Raw genomic sequence first — 18,409 nt, 5'->3', positions numbered from 1 at the left:
TTATTAAAAAATATTTCAAATGAGTGATATAGAAATCTGTCAATTGACTGATTCTGACGCCGGGTTGTGGGATCAGTATGTAAATCAATCTGATGATTCAACCTTCTTTCATCTTGAGCAATGGCGAACAATTTTCGATCATATCTTGGGTCATCACTCTTATTACCTGATGGCGAAATCAAATCGGGATGTTGTTGGGATTTTCCCATTAGTGCAGGTCAAGAGTAAGTTGTTTGGCAATGCCCTTATTTCTGTTCCTTTCGGTGTGTATGGCGGTGCTATCGCAGATAATGAATCAATCTATTTAGCATTGTCAGAGCATGCAATAAGGCTTGCAAGCGAGCTGAACGTCGACTATGTAGAGGTTCGTGAACAACAGCAATCAGTAGGCTTAAATGCTAATTGGTATGAAAAAGATTTATATGTCACGTTTCGAAAAGAATTATTTGAGTCCGAAGAGGAAAATTTTAAAGCTATTCCACGTAAACAACGTGCTGTAGTCCGAAAGGCGATTGACTATGGATTGACATCTGAATGGGATGCTAATGCTGATCGTTTTTATGCAATGTATTCAGAAAGTGTGCGTAATTTAGGTACGCCAGTATTATCTAAAAAATACTATCAAGCTTTATTAGATACGTTTGGAGAACAATGTCGCATACTCACAATTTTGGATAAAGGTATGCCAGTTTCAAGCGTGCTAAATTTTTATTTTAAAGACCAGGTCTTGCCTTTTTATGGCGGTGGCCCGGCGCAGGCTAGAGCCTGTAGAGCTAATGACTTTATGTATTGGGAATTAATGCGTTTAAGTGTTGCACAAGGGATTAAAGTGTTTGATTTTGGGCGTAGTAAAAATGGTGCAGGATCTTATCGATTTAAAAAGCACTGGGGCTTTAGCCCCGAGCCTTTGCATTATCGGCATCATTTGATTGCTGCCAAGAGTGTGCCCGATTTAAGTCCTGTCAATCCAAAATATCAAATGGCAATCAAAATCTGGCAAAAATTACCTCTTCCTGTGACGCATGTCTTAGGACCGATTATTGCTAGAAATCTTGGTTAATCTTAAGATATTGCTGAGTTGATTGTTAGATCGATACCGCTTAATCGAATCTCGAAACCAATCACAAACTAGTTAAAATTATTTGCTCTAACAGTGAAGTAATTCTAATAAACACAGATGGTTATTGGCTATAGTCTGGGAAAATAGCCCTAATTAATAGGAATTAGGTTGAAATCCTAAGGATATTGTCCATCTGTATATGAAAATTTTATTTGTTTGTCATCGTTTTCCATATCCACCAAATGAAGGTGGAAAGATACGTTCATTTAATATGATCGCCCATCTCCAGCAACAGCATGAAGTGACTGTTGCGTCTTTGGTTGAGTCTAAGATAGATCAAAATGATATCGAAGGTATAAAGCCTTATTGTCATTCATATATTGCACAACGTATGAGTAAGCCTATTGCTTGGTTGAAAGCTCTATTTTGTTTGCTGACGTTGATTCCGTCATCTATGGGTTATTTCCACTCATGGGCGTTAGGTAAAAAAATTAAAACCCTTCTAAATGAACAGCAATATGACTTGATTGTTGTGCATTGTTCATCTGTTGCACATTTTATTTTATCAGAAAAAGATACACCAAAGGTGTTGGATTTTTGCGATATGGATTCGCAAAAATGGTTGATTTACGCAAAACATAAGCCATTTCCTTTATCTTTAGCTTATTGGTTAGAAGGTATTAAATTACAACGAGCTGAGAAGAAGTTAGCAATGCAGTTTGATGGTTCTTCTGTAGCAACTGCATTTGAATTGGAAACACTAGAAAGTTTTGAGTCTGGTCGTGCTTCGTTTTGTTTTCCTAATGGCGTAGACACAGAATACTTTTCTCCTGTCGACCGTGATTATGATGCGAATACGATTTGCTTTATAGGTAAGATGAATTACTACCCTAATGAGAAGTGCATGCTTGAATTTTGTCAGCAAGTATTTCCATTGTTACGTGAGAGGTATTCTAATCTTAAGCTTTCTATAGTTGGTTCTAATCCTACTGATAAAATTCTAGCGTTAGCAGATATTGATGGCATAGAAGTCACTGGTCGGGTTGCCGATGTGCGTCCATATGTACAGCAAGCAGCACTTACTGTGGTACCACTTGAAATTGCGCGTGGCACACAAAATAAAATTTTAGAGTCAATGGCAATGGGTGTCCCGGTTGTTTGTAGTAATATTGCTGCGCGTGGGATTGATGCGTTGCCAGGTAAGCATGTGCTGGTTGCTAAAAATAGTAATGAGTATGTGTTGCAAATATCGCGCATTCTGGATAGTGCTGAAGAGAGAATAAGGCTTTCTCAGGCAGGAAGATCACGTATGTTGTCTCACCATGGTTGGGACATTGCAATGGAAAAAATGGATGCCAATTTACTTGATCAGCAGATAGCTGATATTGATGTTGCTAATACACGCATTCAAGAAAATCATATTTAGATTAAAGCGATTATGAAAATATTACATGTATTAGATCATTCTATACCTCTGCATAGCGGGTACACGTTTCGTACTTGTTCTATTCTTAATGAACAAGCCAAGCTAGGCTGGGAAACCACGCATGTTACTGGTATTAAACATATAAATCCTCAGGGAGATGAGGAGGTGCATGACAATCTGAAATTTTACAGAACAGAAGATAAGAATAAATTGCTGTCAAGAATTCCAATTATTAATCAGTTGTATGTGATTAGCAGTTTGCAAAAACGTGTGACTGATGTAATTGAACGTGAGAAGCCAGATATTATTCATGCGCATTCTCCATGTCTGAATGGCATTGCGGCAATAAATGCGGCCAAGAAATTTTCTATTCCTGTTGTATATGAAATGCGTGCATCTTGGGAAGATGCTGCAGTTGAACATGGCACTACAACTGAGGGTAGTTTTCGTTATCGTTTAACACGTGCATTAGAAACGTTTGTGTTTAAAAGAGTGCATGGGATAACGACTATCTGTAATGGATTAAAAAATGATATTACCAGTAGAAGTATTGGTCAGACGCCTATACAGGTGATTCCTAATGCGGTTAATGCAGAGGAGTTTGAAGGTGAGTCTACTATTCAAGAAAATTTGCGTGAAAAATATAAGCTAGGGAATAGTTATGTTGCAGGGTTTATTGGTTCCTTTTACGCATATGAGGGTTTGGAGCTATTTGTAAAAGCGCTACATGCAATGCGCGATAGTGATTTAAATGTTAAGGGTTTACTCGTTGGTGGTGGACCTGAGGATGAAAAACTGCGTGACTTAGTAAGTGAGTTGGGCATGCAAGACAAAATTATATTCACCGGTCGCGTGCCACATTCTGAGGTAGAAGCTTATTATGACTTAATTGATGTGCTGGTTTATCCACGTAAACCAGCACGACTTACGGATATTGTTACGCCATTAAAACCTCTAGAGGCTATGGCAATGGGCAAGGTATTTATTGCGTCAAATGTGGGAGGTCATGTAGAGCTGTTGCCAGAGCGGCTTCATTCGGTTTTATTTGATGCGGGATCGGTTGAGGCCTTATCAGATGCTTTACAGTCAACAGTAGCTAATAAGCCATTGAAAGCCTTATTTTCTGGCTGGGCACGAAAGTATGTGAAAGCTGAGCGTAATTGGAAGAAGAGTGTTTTTGGTTATGTGGATTTATATAAGAAAGCGCAAGATAGACATGCAACTTTTGTAAAAGTGTGAACTCGTCCACTAATTTTTGAGATAGCAAATCTGAGACGAGTTTGGTAATTGCTCAGTTTAGATTGAGGTAAAGTTAAGCAGTGAACAGAGTATTAAGGCCAATTTTCCAGCAGACAGTGGGAGCATTATCAGGTCATCGAGCAAATAATAAATTGCTGGTGCTTACCTATCACCGTGTGCTTGCAGACTATGATCCTGTAATAGATGAGGTTGATTCAGTTCAGTTTACTCGGCAAATGGAAACTTTGGCGGAGTACTTTAATGTTGTCAGTTTAGAGTCTGGTTTGGAACAAATGCGACAAGGAACATTACCAGCTGGCTCTGTATGCGTGACATTTGATGATGGTTATCGTGATAATTATGATGTTGCCTTACCAATTTTGTCAGCATTAAATTTACACGCTACGTTTTTTATTGCTACTGGATACTTGGGTGATGGTGTGATGTGGAATGATGTTGTTAGACAGACAATTAAATATACCTCATTTAGAGAGCTGGATTTGCATGAGTTTTCCTTGGGTAAGGTTTCAATAAATACTGAATTGAAGAAATTACAGCTAATAGAAAAATTGCTTGGTTATATTAAATATAACAGTGTTAGTCGACGCATAGAATTAGTTGATCGATTAAGGCAGCTTGCTGAAGTTGAATTATCTGAGCGTTTAATGATGACAGAAGATGAAGTAAAAGCACTATCAAATGCCGGCATGGAGATTGGTGGACATACTGTTAATCATCCTATTATGACTTGTGCGGACGAAGATGAAGTGCGACAGGAAATTGTTGAAGGTAAGTTGTACTTAGAAAATATATTAAATAAGAAGTTAAAGTTTTTTGCTTACCCTAATGGGCAAGCCGATAAGGATTATGATGAACGACACATGCAGTTTGTTGAGGAGGCCGGTTTTAATGCGGCATTAACGACAAATAATGGTGTTATAGATAAGAGTATGGGTATGTTTGATCTACCTAGAATTAGCATTGACCATACGAGCAAATTTAAATTTGGTGTTTCTTTGGCGCGCGGCTATGTGCAGTACGCTAATTAATTAAGTATGAAAAGTTGAGAATACAATGCGAGATATACTGCTAACTTTAATCGTTTTTGGTTTCATTCCATTCATTTTGTTCAGACCTTATGTGGGCATTTTAGTATGGAGTTGGTTGGGTTTTATGAATCCTCACAGACTTTGTTTTGGGTTTGCGTATGATTTCCCATTTTCAAAAATGATTGGCCTAATTACGATAATTGCCTTTCTATATTATAAAGATAAAATCATGCCTAAAGGTTCCGGGCTACTGTGGATGCTGATTTTATATGCCGGATGGGTTTCCATTACTACAAGCATGGCAATTTATCCAGAAGAGGCTATGGCGCAATGGGTTAACTTTTTAAAGATTATTACTATGGTTGCGTTAATGATATTTATGGTAAGTGATAAAAATAAAGTTAATGCCTTGGTTGCAACAATTGCACTTTCTTTAGGTTATTTTGGTCTCAAGGGAGGTATATTCACCCTTGTGAATGCTGGGGCTTTCCGTGTTTGGGGTCCTTCAGAATCTTTTATCGCTGATAACAATGCACTTAGTCTTGCACTAGTAATGGTGCTTCCATTGATGTGGTATCTACATACGCAGGCAGAAAAGAAACTATTTAGGCATTCGTCGCTGATGCTGATGATATTGACTGCGTTTGCGATTTTGGGTACCCAATCAAGAGGTGGGTTCCTAGCATTGATAGCAATGACTGGTTTCTTAGTTATGAAAAGCAAAGCAAAGTTTAAAGTGGCAGCAGTTGTTATTATTCTTGCACCATTGCTCTTTGTATTTATGCCACAGAGTTGGCATGATCGAATGGATACGATTAAAAACTATCAAGAAGATGAATCAGCAATGATGAGAATTAATGCTTGGGAGTTTTCAATCAATCTTGCTAATGATTATCCTATATTTGGCGGTGGCTATAGTACTTTTACAGAGGAGTTATTTAATAAGTACTCTGAGAGACCTGAAGTGCAATGGGCTGGCCCGCATAGTATTTATTTTGAGTCATTGGGTGAGCATGGATGGGTGGGGCTTATTATCTTCACAATGTTACTGATAGTTTTATATCGCACTATGGGATATATCATAAAAACTGCGCCTAAATATGAGGATATGATTTGGATGCGAGATTTGGCCGCGATGATTCAAGTAAGTATCGTTGGTTATATGGTTGCCGGGTTGTTCTTGGAGATGGCAAAGTTTGATTTGCTGTACGCACTGATAGGTATCGGTATAGCCATGTCGACGTTGCTCCACAAGCGGCGAATGCAAGAAACTGAGTTGCCTGTAAATTCAGGCGGTAAAATGTTGCCTGCTATGAATATGGCGATAACTAAATAGTTGCTTTAATTCGAGTATTGCCATTGTAGCTAAAGTTTACTTAAAGCTAATTATGGCGTTTAAAATAGAAGAGTGTAAGAATTATTGAGCGTCTAACCAGCGCTCTAGCACTGCTAAGACCCAGACAAATGTTCCATAATAAGCCGCGTGTTCAGAGCGGTGCTTTTCAATTAAATCATCAATGAATTTATCTTGAAACATAGATCTTGTTTTTAGATTTGTTAGTGCGCCATAGACTTCATTTTGTAAGCGGCTATCTTTCTTCAGCCATACTCCAAATGGCAAGCCAAACCCGTGCTTGGATTTAGTGATTATTTCTGGAGGTAGTAAGGAACTGTAAGTGTCTTTGTAGAATGCGCGTAATCTCATTCCTTTGATCTTAAGTTTGGAAGGCACTTTTGTCGAGCTTTCCACAACTCGATTATCTAAAAACGGATATGAAACTTCGACGCCAGCTGCACGACACATGGTATTTACTTTACGCAAGTCATTATCAGCCAGGGTAAATTTCCAGTCTAAGTACAACATTTTATTTAATAGTGAAGCATCCTGTATTTCGTTGTAAGTTTCACTTAATAAATCTATGGGGTAATTGCTATTAATTTCTCCAAGATAATGGCTGTCGAATATCGAACTGGGTTGCTGCATATGCAATATATTGTATGTTTGCATACGTTTAGGCATAGAAATTTTTGCTTGTTCAATATAGCTCTTTGCTTTCTTAGCGATGGGTAATGAGCCTGCGACTGAATTGCAAAAGCTTGGTTCAAGAATGATTTCGCGCACCCATTTTGGTACAGAGCTATAAATGTTAAATAATTTTTGTGTGGCATAGCGATCGTTACCGCCAAAAATTTCATCACCACCATCGCCACCAATCATATGGTCAACACCATTTTTCTTTGCTAATTGTGCAGCAGCAAATGTTGGAACGACTGATGAGTTTCCAAAAGGCTCTTCGTATATTTTAGGTATTTCGTTGAATAGCTTTAGGACATCGTCAAAATTGACATAATACTTATAATGCTTGTTTTGAAATTTATTGACCGCTATATCAGCGAATCCCATTTCGTCATAACCTTGTTCTTCAAAGCCAATAGAGAAAGCAGGTGCGTCTGTAGGGTGATGTTTTTTTAATAACCCAGAGAGTGTAGAACTATCTGTACCACCGCTTAAGAATGCTCCTGTCTTAGGATCTGCAGATAATTCTCGCATTGTTGAGTCTAATGATTCTCTTACATCAGATTGGAGAGTGTCTACAGATGTTGAGAGTTTTTCATTAAATTCCGGTGTCCAGTATGTATCTTTAGAGCTTGATCCATTTTTAAAGATCAATACCTCGGCAGGCTTTAACTTGTATAAATCCTGGAAAATAGTATTGGGACTTGGAATACAGTGAAAGTAAAAATAATTGTAAACAGATTGCGGAAAAATATTTTTAGGAATGCTTGGTAAATTGCTTAAAGATTTTAGAGAGCTACTAAAAAATAAACCACCAGAAATAGTCGCATAATGCATTTGCTCTATGCCCATGCGATCGACAGCTAATATAGTTATATGTTTGCGTGCATCGAATAAAATTAATGAGAAACTACCATTTAGTTTTCTGAGAAAATGATATCCATGTTTCTTGTATTCTTGTACCAGCCCATTTAGTTGATGTTCAGTTTTTATGGTTTGAAATGATCCATCATCGTTAATGCTAATCGTAGGTCTGCCACATAAGCTGAGGGTAATGTCATCAAATTTGTGGTGGATTACTAGCTCGCTAGGGGATGTCCAGGCAGCTGAGTGATTCCACTGATCTATTTTTGACTGAGAAATTTTGTTTTCAGAATTGTCAAGATGGCCTAATAATTTAGAGTCCTGATCAGCATTGTTGACAGTCCATCCAGTAAAGATAAATTGTTTCATCTAGTAATTTTATGCGATTAAGTTGAACGATAAATTGCTGAGTCTATTCTAATATATGATGATTAGAGAGAAAGAGGCGGTCCCTGAAAGCTTGAGTTCTGTTAGTGGAATTTGTCTGAAGTGTGACACATTATTAGATTGTATGGGGCCATGTTTGTTAGATTGCCAGTGAATATTAAATATAAATAATCAGTGAATTGATTGGCTGTGTAATAGCGTCATTTTTGCTGATAATTTGATGGAATTCACGCTATAAATGCTTAAGCTAGGGCCTAGGTCGATGAACGGAGTGGCTTAAAGCTTTATAATTGCGAAACAACAGTTTAAAAGAGGCTTGGCAATGAAATATAAGTACACTTCTACTATCTTAGTGTTATTGGTTGCACTATTTTATTTGCAATCTGCGGTTGCAAATGAGGAGCAAGGTTTGGGTGGAGGAGCATGTGGAAGTCTAGATAACCACCATGGGCCATTTGATTATACTGACTATAATGTTTATAAGGAACATGGCTATTTAGTTGAGTATCACCACTTTGATACTGATGTTGAGTCTTTGGTTAAAGGTAAGACTAGTAGTGTTTATGGTGACTTGGAGTATGTGTTAAGAGTGTTCCCAAATCATCATAGAGCGTTAACTTCAATATCTAAGTATGAGTTTCAGGTTGAAAATGCAATTGAAAAAATGGGTGATTCAATTTCTGTAGAATGTTTCTTTAATCGTGCTATAGTTTTCAAACCAAATGATGGTATTGTGCGTTTAATATACGCAACTTATCTTCATCGTAAGGGAAGTCTTGGTAAGGCGAAAATGCAATACCAAAAGGCGCTCGAGATAAATCCAGATTCAGCTGAGGCTCATTATAATTTTGGATTATATTATGTGGATACTAATCATTTAAGTATGGCGGTTAAGCATGGGCATAGAGCTTATGAGCTAGGGTATCCTTTGCCTGGATTGAAAAATAAATTGATTAGAAAAGGTGTTTGGGATAAGACTGTTTCTCAAAACATAGCAAATTAATTCTGTAATTTGGTTAGATTTAAATATGGTTGAACTAGAACAAGTGCTAGATGTGTTGGCAGAATCGCTAGATGGTGCCGCTCAGATACATCAAATGAGTGAAGAGGCGCCATTACTTGGAGCCATTCCTGAGTTAGATTCCATGGCAATAGTTGGCATTATTACCTCAATAGAAGATCGCTTCGGCATTGTCTTTGATGATGATGAATTAGATGCTGAAGTGTTCGAAACAGTAGGAACACTGCGAAATCAAATAGTCGCAAAAATGGAAAACTAAGGTTGCACACAACTGATTTCCAATTCCTTCCTTCAAGTCAAAATTCCCAAATATTCTTAGCGCACTATGCTCCATTCGAGCAAAGTGCAGCTGTGCGGGACGCCCAGGTTGTCATATTTGTGCCTCCCTTTGCCGAGGAAATGAATCGTTCAAAAAGAATGTATGTACTATGCGCGCGTTTATTAGCAGATGCAGGCATCCATTCAATATGCTTTGATTTTGCAGGCACTGGCGACAGTTCAGGAGAATGGGGGGAGTTTAATTATGATGCTTGGAAAAATAATCTACTTGATATTTATAAATTATCTGAAAAATTTGCTTCAAAAATTAGCTTAGTGTGCTTGCGTGATAGTGCGTTAATTTCTCTTAATTTGATTGAGCAATCAGATATTCAAATCAATAAATGTGTTTTGTGGGATCCCGTTGATAACGGGGAAGCATTAGTTCGACAATTAATTCGCATGAAAATTGCAGCCGCAATGGCCGGAGATTTGAAAAAAATTACTACTAAAGAGGTCTTGGAAGAAATAGAGGGATCTGGCTTTTTAGAGGTAGGTGGTTATCATATTTCATCGGAGTTGCTCAATACAATCAAATCAAAAAACATTAACGATTATATACAAGCTGTGCTTTCCTTAACTGATCTGCACTGGATGACGACTGGCAAATCTATAAACGGCACTAAAACACAGTTACCAATATGTTTGTCAAAGTCTAAACTCGACGAGCATTTATTAGCAAAATTGTCTTTGCATGCAGTAAATGATGTTAAATTTTGGATGCAACAAGAAGTCACGATATCGCCGATATTGTTGCGCGAAACTAAGCGGGTGTTTGCGTAATGAGTCAGAGTTATTTCGAAAAACCAGTAAGCTTTTCGATGAATGGGCGCGATCTATATGGCATCTTATCGGTTCCTGAAGTAGAAGCAAAGGCTGCAGTTATTATTGTTGTGGGTGGTCCTCAGTATAGAGTTGGCAGTCATCGACAATTTGCACTTTTGGCAAGATGCTTAGCTGCACAAGGAATTTTAGCGCTCAGGTTTGATTATACTGGCATGGGCTATAGTCAGGGAATCTCTAAACAGTTCTATGAAATTGATGATGATGTCAAAGTGGCAATAGATTTTGTTTTTAATCATGAGTGTAATTTAGATGAAGTTTATCTATGGGGGTTGTGTGATGCCGCCGCTGCAATTTCATTTACTGCCTACACTGATGATCGCATTAAAGGTGTTGTATTATTGAATCCATGGGTTAGGAGTGAGACGAGTCACTCTAAAGCCATTCTGCATAGTTACTATCGCGAGCGCTTGTTTAGCATCGAAGTATGGAAGCAATTATTATTGTCGCCAAGTAAGATATCAAAAGCGATATTTTCTTTGGGTAATATAGTTTTTAAGATCTTAAGTAGCAGGTCCAACAAATCAAAATTTGATGCGCATCAGGTAATACCTATTGCCGATAGAGAAGAAAATATTGCAGAAGCAGTGTTTAGAGGAATGTCAAATTTTAATGGGTCTATTTGCTTGATTCTTAGTGGTAAAGATTTAGTTGCTGATGAATTTAAGCAAATGCTAGATGAAAATGATTGGCTGCTTGATGAATTTAATAGATCAAAAACAGTTATCCACTATATAGATGAGGCAGACCACACATTTTCTTCTCGGAAATTAAGATCTGAAGTTGAGCAGATTACTTTAAATTTCGTAAATTCCTAAATAAAAATCTCAATCGGATGAGGATGACTTAAGAAATTTAACGGGCTGGATGTATATCCGTATGCGCCTGAGATAAATACTGCCACATAATCACCTATTTCAGCTTTGGGTAATTCCATATCCTGTGCTAGGACATCGAGTGGTGTGCATAGTGGGCCAACAGCGCTAGCCTTTTCTGTCTCTAAGCCAATTTTATTTGCAACAGTCACAGGATAATTTTTGCGGATAACTTGCCCAAAATTACCACTGGCTGCTAAATGGTGATGTAAGCCACCATTGATAATTAAGAAAGTACTTCCACGTGAAACTTTCTTATCTATAACTTTGGATATGTATACGCCTGATTCTCCTACTATAAAACGTCCCAGCTCTGTGATTATTGATGTGTTACCAAATTGGCTTGCGTATTGTTCGAGTAAAGAATGCAGGTTCTCACCAATTGGTTCTAAAGGTAGTGGCTTTTCACCTGGGAAATATGGAATACCAAAACCTCCACCAATGTTTAGTTTGGAAAATTCTGTGCCAGACTGTTCTGCTAGATTTGAGGCTAATGCAAATGTCTTTGTCTGTGCTTCAATTAATGCTTCATATTTTAAATTTTGTGAACCGCTGAAGATATGAAGCCCTATGAATTCTAATTTATAGTCGAGAATTTTTTTAATAATATCCGTGGCGATTTCAGCGTCGACACCAAACTGCTTAGGCCCTCCAGACATTTTCATGCCTGATGTTTTTAGTTCAAAATCAGGATTAATGCGAAGAGCAACGCGTGGTGTTATGCCTAATTGCTCGCCAATTATGGTAGCGCGATCTAGTTCGGTTTCTGATTCTAAATTGATTGTAATGCCGCTATTAATTGCGAGCGTTAATTCTTCAATGCTTTTACCGGGGCCGGCAAAGCTAATTTCTTTAGGGTCCATGCCGCTAGCTAATGCGACTTTTAATTCTAAGCCGGAGGCAACATCCAATCCTTCTACCAAACCTTGTACATAGTTAACAACATCAGGCATTGGATTAGCTTTGATTGCATAATGAATATGCATGGATTCAGGTAGAACTTTTCGAAGGGAGTCTATTTTCTGTTTGATTACTGAACTGTCATAGATGTAAGCAGGGACATCTTTATGTTGTGACAATATATTAGTGAATTTCTGATTTCCTATCACTAAGCAATGATCTTCTACAGTGTAGAAGTTTAGAGGAGAATGATGTTCTAATGTTTTTTTAATCATTGTGATTTGCTAAACGTGTTTTCACATTCGATATACATCTGTTTGCGATCAAATTTACCATTGGCATTGCGAGGTAACTCGTCACGGATGAATATTTTCTGTGGCAGCATGTAGGGTGGTAATTGTTTTTTGAGTGAAGAAGTAATTTCTTTTACCAAATCTGTGCTTTTTGAATTGCTAGTGGCTACGACTACAATAGCTTGTCCTAGTTCTGAGTGAGGTATACCCATTGCGACAGCTTCACTGACATTATCGAGGAGTAAAAGAGTCTCTTCAATCTCTGTAGGGCTCACTCGGTAGCCAGATGTTTTAATCATTTCATCTGTACGGCTAACAAAATATAGATAACCTTCTTCATCTTTCTTAACAGAATCTCCGGACCATACTGCAAGTTCTGTTACTGTGCGCCCATCACATAGAGATGATGGTAGCGGCTTGTAACGCTCAGAAGTTTTTTCTGGGTCATTCCAATAACCCTGTGCAACTAATGGGCCGCGGTGAACTAATTCACCTTCTTCGCCAGCCTTGCATTCTTCGCCTTCAGAGTTAATAACAAATATTTCTGCATTGGGTATCGCTTTTCCCATAGAAGTAGGGCGAGTATTGACTTGATCAGGCGGTAAATATGTTGAGCGAAATGCTTCGGTTAAGCCATACATTAAATATATGTCAGTATTTGGCAGTTTTTCTTGCAAAATGGATAAAGTACTTTGTGGCATTGCTCCGCCAGAGTTGGTGATGTAACGTAAATGATCTTTAATGCTGTTTGGCCAATCTAGCTTTGTGATTTGCATCCATAAAGGAGGCACGCCGGCTAATCCTGTGGCTTTAGTACGCTCAAGAGTTTTAATCACATCTTTCGGTAGTAGGTAATCTAATAATATAACCGTCGCTCCAGATACTATGGCCGTTGTGATTTGACTAAATCCATAGTCAAAGCTAAAAGGTAAGACTGCTAGAATTCTATCTTGTTTATTGTTGTTCTGATATTGCGCGACACTTTGTGCGCCAACATGCATATTGTGATGTGTTAGTACCACGCCTTTGGGTTTTCCAGTGCTACCCGATGTGTAAAAAATTGCAGCAAGGTCTGATTCAATAATGGTTGGTGCTTTTTCAGAATTGTATTGTTGGCAGAAATTTTGCCAGCTCGAAATAGGTTTGTGGTAAGAGCGGGAATCAATTAAGTCATCATGATCAACTAGGACTATTGTTTTTAGTGCTGGACAATTGTCTATTACACCTTCAATCTGTCTAAGACGAGATTTAGTTGTGACAAGTATGCTGACGTCACAATCACAAAGAATGTGTTCAATTTGATTGGCTTTTAGTATGGGGTTGACAGGGACGATGCTGCCGCCCGCTAATAAAGTGCCAAAGATGGCAGAAATTGTTTCTACTTGTTTAGCTAAAAAAATTCCAACTCTGCTGCCTTTTGGTAAGTCCAAATTGGAGTAACCTCCAGCAAAGTCTGAAGCAAGCATGCTTAGCTCCCTGTAGCTAATCTTTTCTTGTTTGTATTCTATGGCGATAGAATCAGGGCGGTGTATTGCCTGATTGAAAAGCGCTGAATGTAGTAGGAAATTCATAGAAAAGATTTTCGAAATTAATTTAGGGGCTAATTTTAGCGGGCTTGAGATAAACTTGTAGCGCCGATTAGTGTAATTAATTAGTCATTTGAGTCGATTAAACTTTACTTGTCCTAAAATTGCGATAAACGGCACAACTCGGCTGCAGTATTTATTTAGAATATTATAAGTCATGTGTATCTATCATGATGTGAAGTGTATTGAAGATACTTCAATTAAAGAACTGGATAGGATTTGTCGTATATTATTTGTTAAATTGTATCGTCAGCTACTTGACACAAATTCGAAGCCCTTCCCATATTAGCTACCCTTGTTGAATGAAATGATTAATGTCCATCTTATTGCTGCTGCTAGACCAAATTTTATGAAAATTGCGCCTTTGTATCATGCGTTGGCGGCGACGGATTGGTGTAAACCGAGTTTGATACATACTGGGCAACATTACGATGCCAATATGTCAGATGCATTTTTTGATGATTTGAAAATGCCAAAACCAGACTTTCATCTCGAGGTGGGTAGTGGTTCACATGCTGAACAAACTGGCAAAGTCATGATGGCGTATGAAAAGATAGTGATAGAGAATCGTCCTGATTGGATCATTGTCGTGGGTGACGTCAATCCCACCATTGCATGTGCGCTTGTAGGCGCAAAATTATGGATACCAGTTGCACATTTAGAGGCGGGTTTACGTAGTGGTGATATGCGTATGCCAGAGGAAGTAAATCGAGTACTTACAGATAGAATCGTAGATTTACTTTGGACGCCATCGATTGATGGAAATGAAAATCTTAAACATGAAGGTGTTGATGATAATAAAGTAGATCTCGTCGGCAATATTATGATCGATTCATTCGAGATGATGCGTGTGGAGATTGAAAATGATAATACAGCTGAGAGTCATGGCCTTATGGCGAATCAATTTGCTGTGGTAACTATGCATCGCCCATCGAATGTGGATAACGAACAAACGCTTTCTGAGATTGTTAATCAATTGTTAGCGGTTTCTGAAGATTGCCAATTAGTATTCCCAGTGCACCCTAGAACACGCCAAAAGTTAATAGACTTTGGAATGATGAGTAGACTTGAACAGGCGGCGAATATATTGGTGATTGAGCCTCAGGGGTATATTCAATTTATGAATCTAGTCACGCAGTCAAAACTTGTGATTACTGATTCTGGTGGCATTCAAGAAGAAACGACGTATTTGGGTATTCCATGTCTTACCTTGCGAGAGAATACTGAACGACCAATTACTATTACTCACGGGACAAATCAGCTGATTAAGCCTGATGTACTCGCAGTATCTGTTAGTAATGTTTTGGCCGGTGATTGGAAACAAGGTCAGTGCCCAGAGTTGTGGGACGGAGCAACTGCTCAGCGTGTCGTTGAAAGCTTACACAAGAGAATCAAATAAAAAACTATTTGAAACGTCTAGGTATAAAAGGAAGTGGTAGGCGCGGGTAGGAATTGAACCTCCGGCATCTGCCAAGTAATAGCAGTGCTCTGCCACTGAGCTACGCGCCTAATTCAAGAGTTAAAGTTGTGTCTTCAACGCGAGATACTATAGCGAAAGCAGATTGATATTTATGTGTAAGAGTTCAAATCTTGGTGAAATATAGATCTGGGCCGTTAGTGTTGTTTTTTGAGGAGAAATGTAGTTTTGGTGATTTGTCCGAGAGAGTAATTTGCCAATGCTTGATGACTATTGCAATTATCCATCCAATTTGCTTTGCGCCAGCTGTTTCGTGTGAGCGAATAGATGGAGCGTTTTCTACGGATATTCTGCTAAGGCTGCTTGCATAATTATGTTCTTTCATCCAGGTGTCTGCGGTATCCCAGAGTGCGGCAAATAAAATGGTAAAGCGTTTCTTGGGTGTGACATAGACATCGTAATCCCAGACGGCGTTTTCAGGGAAATGATATGTTGCTCGCACTTGATCTTCTATGTACTTGGATTTTATTAACCATAAGCACCCTTGAAGTTTGCCATTTTGTTCTGCAACCAGGCAGACAGAGCCTTGTTGAAAGCGATTTTCTATCACTTGTTTTGGGCGCTGTAATTCATCAAGAATTTTTTCTGGTTTATTCAGCCAGCTAAATTTGTAGCGATTAAGCTTGTGTGTGGGAACCCTTGGCGTTTTATAAACCGGCTGAGAATAAAATCGATAATGATGCATTTCGATCCCAAATAATTTTTCTAACATTGTAGAGATCAAATAACTTGCAGTTGATGAATAACCAAGCTGCTGTGTTAGAGATTTTAAACGTTTCATTATTGATATTATGAAAATTCGTCAGTGGTTTGAGGGTTCGCTAGCATGATAGTATTAGCGTATTTCAATGTGCGTAATTATCAAACTGATTTGTCGAGCTGAGTATATAAAATAACCAAAATTATATACACTAAGCCCTGAATACTGCTTGGTAATAAAACATTATTCATAGAGATAGAGGCTATAAGGTTTTCTGGTTCTACTCTATCATGTTCTTGGATTTCAATAATGGGCTGGATTTCATAAGTTGATGAAACTGGTTGGCAAATATTTATTAAAAAATTAGATAAAGCATGAAAAAAAGCTTAAAAGACCTTCGGACCGAGATTGATCAGATCGATCAACAATTACTGACGCTGATTTCTGAGCGTGCTAATTGTGCTTCTGAGGTAGGTGCATGCAAGAAAGCTAATGGAGAAGATGATTGTCAATTTTATCGTCCAGAAAGAGAAGCAAATATATTACGTAAAGTTGCACAACAGAATCCTGGCCCACTCGCTGATGAAGAAATGGCTCGCTTATTCCGTCAGATCATGTCTGCATGTTTGGCGGTCGAGAGGCAGCTGAATATTGCATTTCTGGGTCCGGCAGCTACCTTCACAGAAGAGGCTGCACTGAAACACTTTGGGCATTCCGTGAAAACCACTGCAATTAATTCAATTAGCGAGGTATTTCGAGAGGTGGAATCTGGTGAAGCAAATTACGGTGTTGTGCCTATTGAAAATTCTACAGAAGGTGTCATTACACACACGCTTGATAATTTTACTCGCTCATCATTAAAGATTGTTGGCGAAGTTGAATTACGCATTCATCATTACTTATTGTCGCGTGAAACTGACATTAGCAAGATTTCTGTCATTAACTCACACCAGCAATCACTTGCACAGTGCCGTAAATGGTTAGATGCAAACTTAAGCGCAATACCAAGAGAAGCTGTTGGTAGTAATGCTCAAGCAGCATTGATAGCGCAGCAACAAGCGAATTCGGCTGCAATTGCGAGTCGTTCTGCGGCAGAAAAATATAACTTAAACGTGTTGGCAAGTAATATTGAAGATATGCCTGATAATACTACTCGTTTTTTAATTATTGGCTCAAACTCAGTTGCACCATCCGGTGTTGATAAAACTAGTTTGTTGGTGAGTGCGCCAAATAAGCCAGGTGCGTTACATAGCTTGTTAGAACCATTTGCAAAGCATGATGTGAGTATGACACGTATAGAATCACGACCATCACACAGCGCTAACTGGGAATATATTTTTTTCTTGGATTTAGAAGGACATGTTGAGGACCAGTCTCTTAAACTTGCATTGCAAGAGTTGAGTGATGTATCCGATATGATCAATATCCTTGGATCATACCCTAAAGCTGTCTTATAAAGTTAATCCGATGGTAAAAACAGTATGTGTTATTGGGGTTGGTTTAATCGGTGGCTCATTAGCGTATGGACTTCGAAAGCAAAACTGGTGTGAATCAATTATTGGCATTGATGCACATCAGCATGTGATTGATGAGGCCAAAAGGCTAAATGTTATCGATAGCGGTTACACTAGTATTGATGAATGTCCTGTTATTCCAGATGTTGTCGTTATTGCAGTGCCAGTCCTGAAAATTGGCAAAGTATTTGAGCAGTTAACATCATGGGTAAGTCAGTGCAAAGCGATTACAGATGTTAGTAGTACAAAGCAAAGCGTTATTGAAGACTTTAATCGGGTTTTCGCAGAGCAATCATTTAGTTGTTTTGTTCCAGGACACCCAATTGCAGGTAGAGAGCAAAGCGGCGTTAATTCAGCTATTGATAATTTGTTTGCTAATAGGAAAGTTATTTTAACACCTACACAGCAGACTGGTGAAGATAGTCTGAAACTTGTGACTGATATGTGGCAACAAGTTGGTGCTAATGTGGAGCAATTGAATGCACAAGATCATGATCAGATATTGGCAGCGACCAGTCATTTGCCGCATGCATTAGCATTCTCATTAGTACATTGCTTGTCTACACAATCGCATACTGAAGAAATCTTTCGTTACGCGGCAGGGGGCTTTGCAGATTTCTCACGCATTGCTTCGAGTGATCCAGTTGTATGGCGAGATATCTGTTTAGCTAATCGAGAAGAGTTATTAAATGCGTTATCACTTTTTGATCGAAGTTTGAAGCAACTTAAAAATGGTTTGCAATCAAGTGATGGCAAAGTTTTGGAAAAATTGTTTTTAGATGCTAAGAAGGCCAGAGACAAATATACCAATTTCTAGCGCTAATATATTAAATCTAAATT

General features: G+C 38.4%; 16 protein-coding genes. 12 read left to right on the top strand and 4 right to left on the bottom strand.

All coding sequences use genetic code 11. The features are described from left to right. Window positions 1-19: 19 nt before the first annotated feature. From R8G33_06330 to R8G33_06310, 5 genes are all read left to right on the top strand, one after another. Window positions 20-1,060 carry a FemAB family PEP-CTERM system-associated protein gene (locus R8G33_06330; GenBank protein MDW3095267.1) on the top strand — a complete coding sequence of 347 codons (1,041 nt, stop codon included), beginning with the start codon at window positions 20-22 and terminating at the stop codon, window positions 1,058-1,060. 199 nt (window positions 1,061-1,259) lie between these two features. Continuing rightward, the gene (locus tag R8G33_06325) at window positions 1,260-2,486 is read left to right on the top strand and encodes a TIGR03087 family PEP-CTERM/XrtA system glycosyltransferase (GenBank protein MDW3095266.1); all 1,227 of its coding nucleotides are present in this window, start codon (window positions 1,260-1,262) and stop codon (window positions 2,484-2,486) included. 12 nt (window positions 2,487-2,498) lie between these two features. Continuing rightward, window positions 2,499-3,725, top strand: a complete 1,227-nt coding sequence (locus R8G33_06320) for a glycosyltransferase, exosortase A system-associated (protein MDW3095265.1) — start codon at window positions 2,499-2,501, stop codon at window positions 3,723-3,725. 80 nt (window positions 3,726-3,805) lie between these two features. After that, entirely contained in the window at window positions 3,806-4,774 is a 969-nt protein-coding gene (locus R8G33_06315) for a polysaccharide deacetylase family protein (protein ID MDW3095264.1), read from the top strand. A 25-nt stretch (window positions 4,775-4,799) separates the two neighbouring features. After that, the gene (locus tag R8G33_06310) at window positions 4,800-6,110 is read left to right on the top strand and encodes a putative O-glycosylation ligase, exosortase A system-associated (GenBank protein ID MDW3095263.1); all 1,311 of its coding nucleotides are present in this window, start codon (window positions 4,800-4,802) and stop codon (window positions 6,108-6,110) included. A gap of 81 nt (window positions 6,111-6,191) precedes the next feature. Here R8G33_06310 and R8G33_06305 read toward each other — a convergent pair whose 3' ends face one another. Then, complete coding sequence (locus tag R8G33_06305) at window positions 6,192-8,024, bottom strand: asparagine synthase C-terminal domain-containing protein (protein ID MDW3095262.1); 1,833 nt, start codon at window positions 8,022-8,024, stop codon at window positions 6,192-6,194. 340 nt (window positions 8,025-8,364) lie between these two features. Between R8G33_06305 and R8G33_06300 the strand changes: the two genes are divergently transcribed. The 4 genes from R8G33_06300 (at window position 8,365) to R8G33_06285 (ending at window position 11,042) form a co-directional block, all read left to right on the top strand. Continuing rightward, the gene (locus tag R8G33_06300; GenBank protein ID MDW3095261.1) at window positions 8,365-9,045 is read left to right on the top strand and encodes a tetratricopeptide repeat protein; all 681 of its coding nucleotides are present in this window, start codon (window positions 8,365-8,367) and stop codon (window positions 9,043-9,045) included. Window positions 9,046-9,070: 25 nt separating this feature from the next. After that, window positions 9,071-9,322, top strand: coding sequence for a phosphopantetheine-binding protein (locus tag R8G33_06295; protein ID MDW3095260.1), 252 nt, complete (start codon window positions 9,071-9,073; stop codon window positions 9,320-9,322). A gap of 119 nt (window positions 9,323-9,441) precedes the next feature. Then, window positions 9,442-10,164 (top strand): hypothetical protein, encoded by a 723-nt coding sequence (locus tag R8G33_06290; GenBank protein ID MDW3095259.1) that lies wholly within the window; start codon window positions 9,442-9,444, stop codon window positions 10,162-10,164. After that, complete coding sequence (locus R8G33_06285; protein ID MDW3095258.1) at window positions 10,164-11,042, top strand: hydrolase 1, exosortase A system-associated; 879 nt, start codon at window positions 10,164-10,166, stop codon at window positions 11,040-11,042. Before R8G33_06290 ends, R8G33_06285 begins: the two co-directional genes overlap by 1 nt. Here R8G33_06285 and R8G33_06280 read toward each other — a convergent pair. Further along, complete coding sequence (locus R8G33_06280) at window positions 11,039-12,274, bottom strand: pyridoxal-dependent decarboxylase, exosortase A system-associated (protein MDW3095257.1); 1,236 nt, start codon at window positions 12,272-12,274, stop codon at window positions 11,039-11,041. The genes R8G33_06285 and R8G33_06280 overlap by 4 nt on opposite strands. Continuing rightward, complete coding sequence (locus R8G33_06275) at window positions 12,271-13,863, bottom strand: acyl-CoA ligase (AMP-forming), exosortase A system-associated (protein ID MDW3095256.1); 1,593 nt, start codon at window positions 13,861-13,863, stop codon at window positions 12,271-12,273. Before R8G33_06275 ends, R8G33_06280 begins: the two co-directional genes overlap by 4 nt. Before the next feature lie 322 nt (window positions 13,864-14,185). On the opposite strand from R8G33_06275, the gene wecB reads away from it, so the two are divergent. Further along, a complete protein-coding gene (gene wecB / locus R8G33_06270) occupies window positions 14,186-15,277 on the top strand; it encodes a UDP-N-acetylglucosamine 2-epimerase (non-hydrolyzing) (GenBank protein MDW3095255.1) in 1,092 nt (363 codons plus the stop codon). 184 nt (window positions 15,278-15,461) lie between these two features. On the opposite strand, the gene R8G33_06265 is transcribed toward wecB, so the two are convergent. Then, window positions 15,462-16,136, bottom strand: a complete 675-nt coding sequence (locus R8G33_06265; GenBank protein MDW3095254.1) for a hypothetical protein — start codon at window positions 16,134-16,136, stop codon at window positions 15,462-15,464. Window positions 16,137-16,429: 293 nt separating this feature from the next. Between R8G33_06265 and pheA the strand changes: the two genes are divergently transcribed. Together pheA and R8G33_06255 are read left to right on the top strand one after the other, a co-directional pair. Continuing rightward, window positions 16,430-17,512 carry a prephenate dehydratase gene (pheA, locus tag R8G33_06260; GenBank protein ID MDW3095253.1) on the top strand — a complete coding sequence of 361 codons (1,083 nt, stop codon included), beginning with the start codon at window positions 16,430-16,432 and terminating at the stop codon, window positions 17,510-17,512. Between the two features lie 10 nt (window positions 17,513-17,522). Next, the gene (locus R8G33_06255; GenBank protein MDW3095252.1) at window positions 17,523-18,386 is read left to right on the top strand and encodes a prephenate dehydrogenase/arogenate dehydrogenase family protein; all 864 of its coding nucleotides are present in this window, start codon (window positions 17,523-17,525) and stop codon (window positions 18,384-18,386) included. Window positions 18,387-18,409: the final 23 nt, after the last annotated feature.

This window comes from Gammaproteobacteria bacterium (assembly GCA_033344735.1).
In the GTDB taxonomy this organism is placed as follows: Bacteria; Pseudomonadota; Gammaproteobacteria; order UBA4575; family UBA4575; genus UBA1858.
The sequence above is the reverse complement of the archived record's forward strand: the minus strand, read 5'-3'. Positions and strand labels throughout refer to the sequence as shown.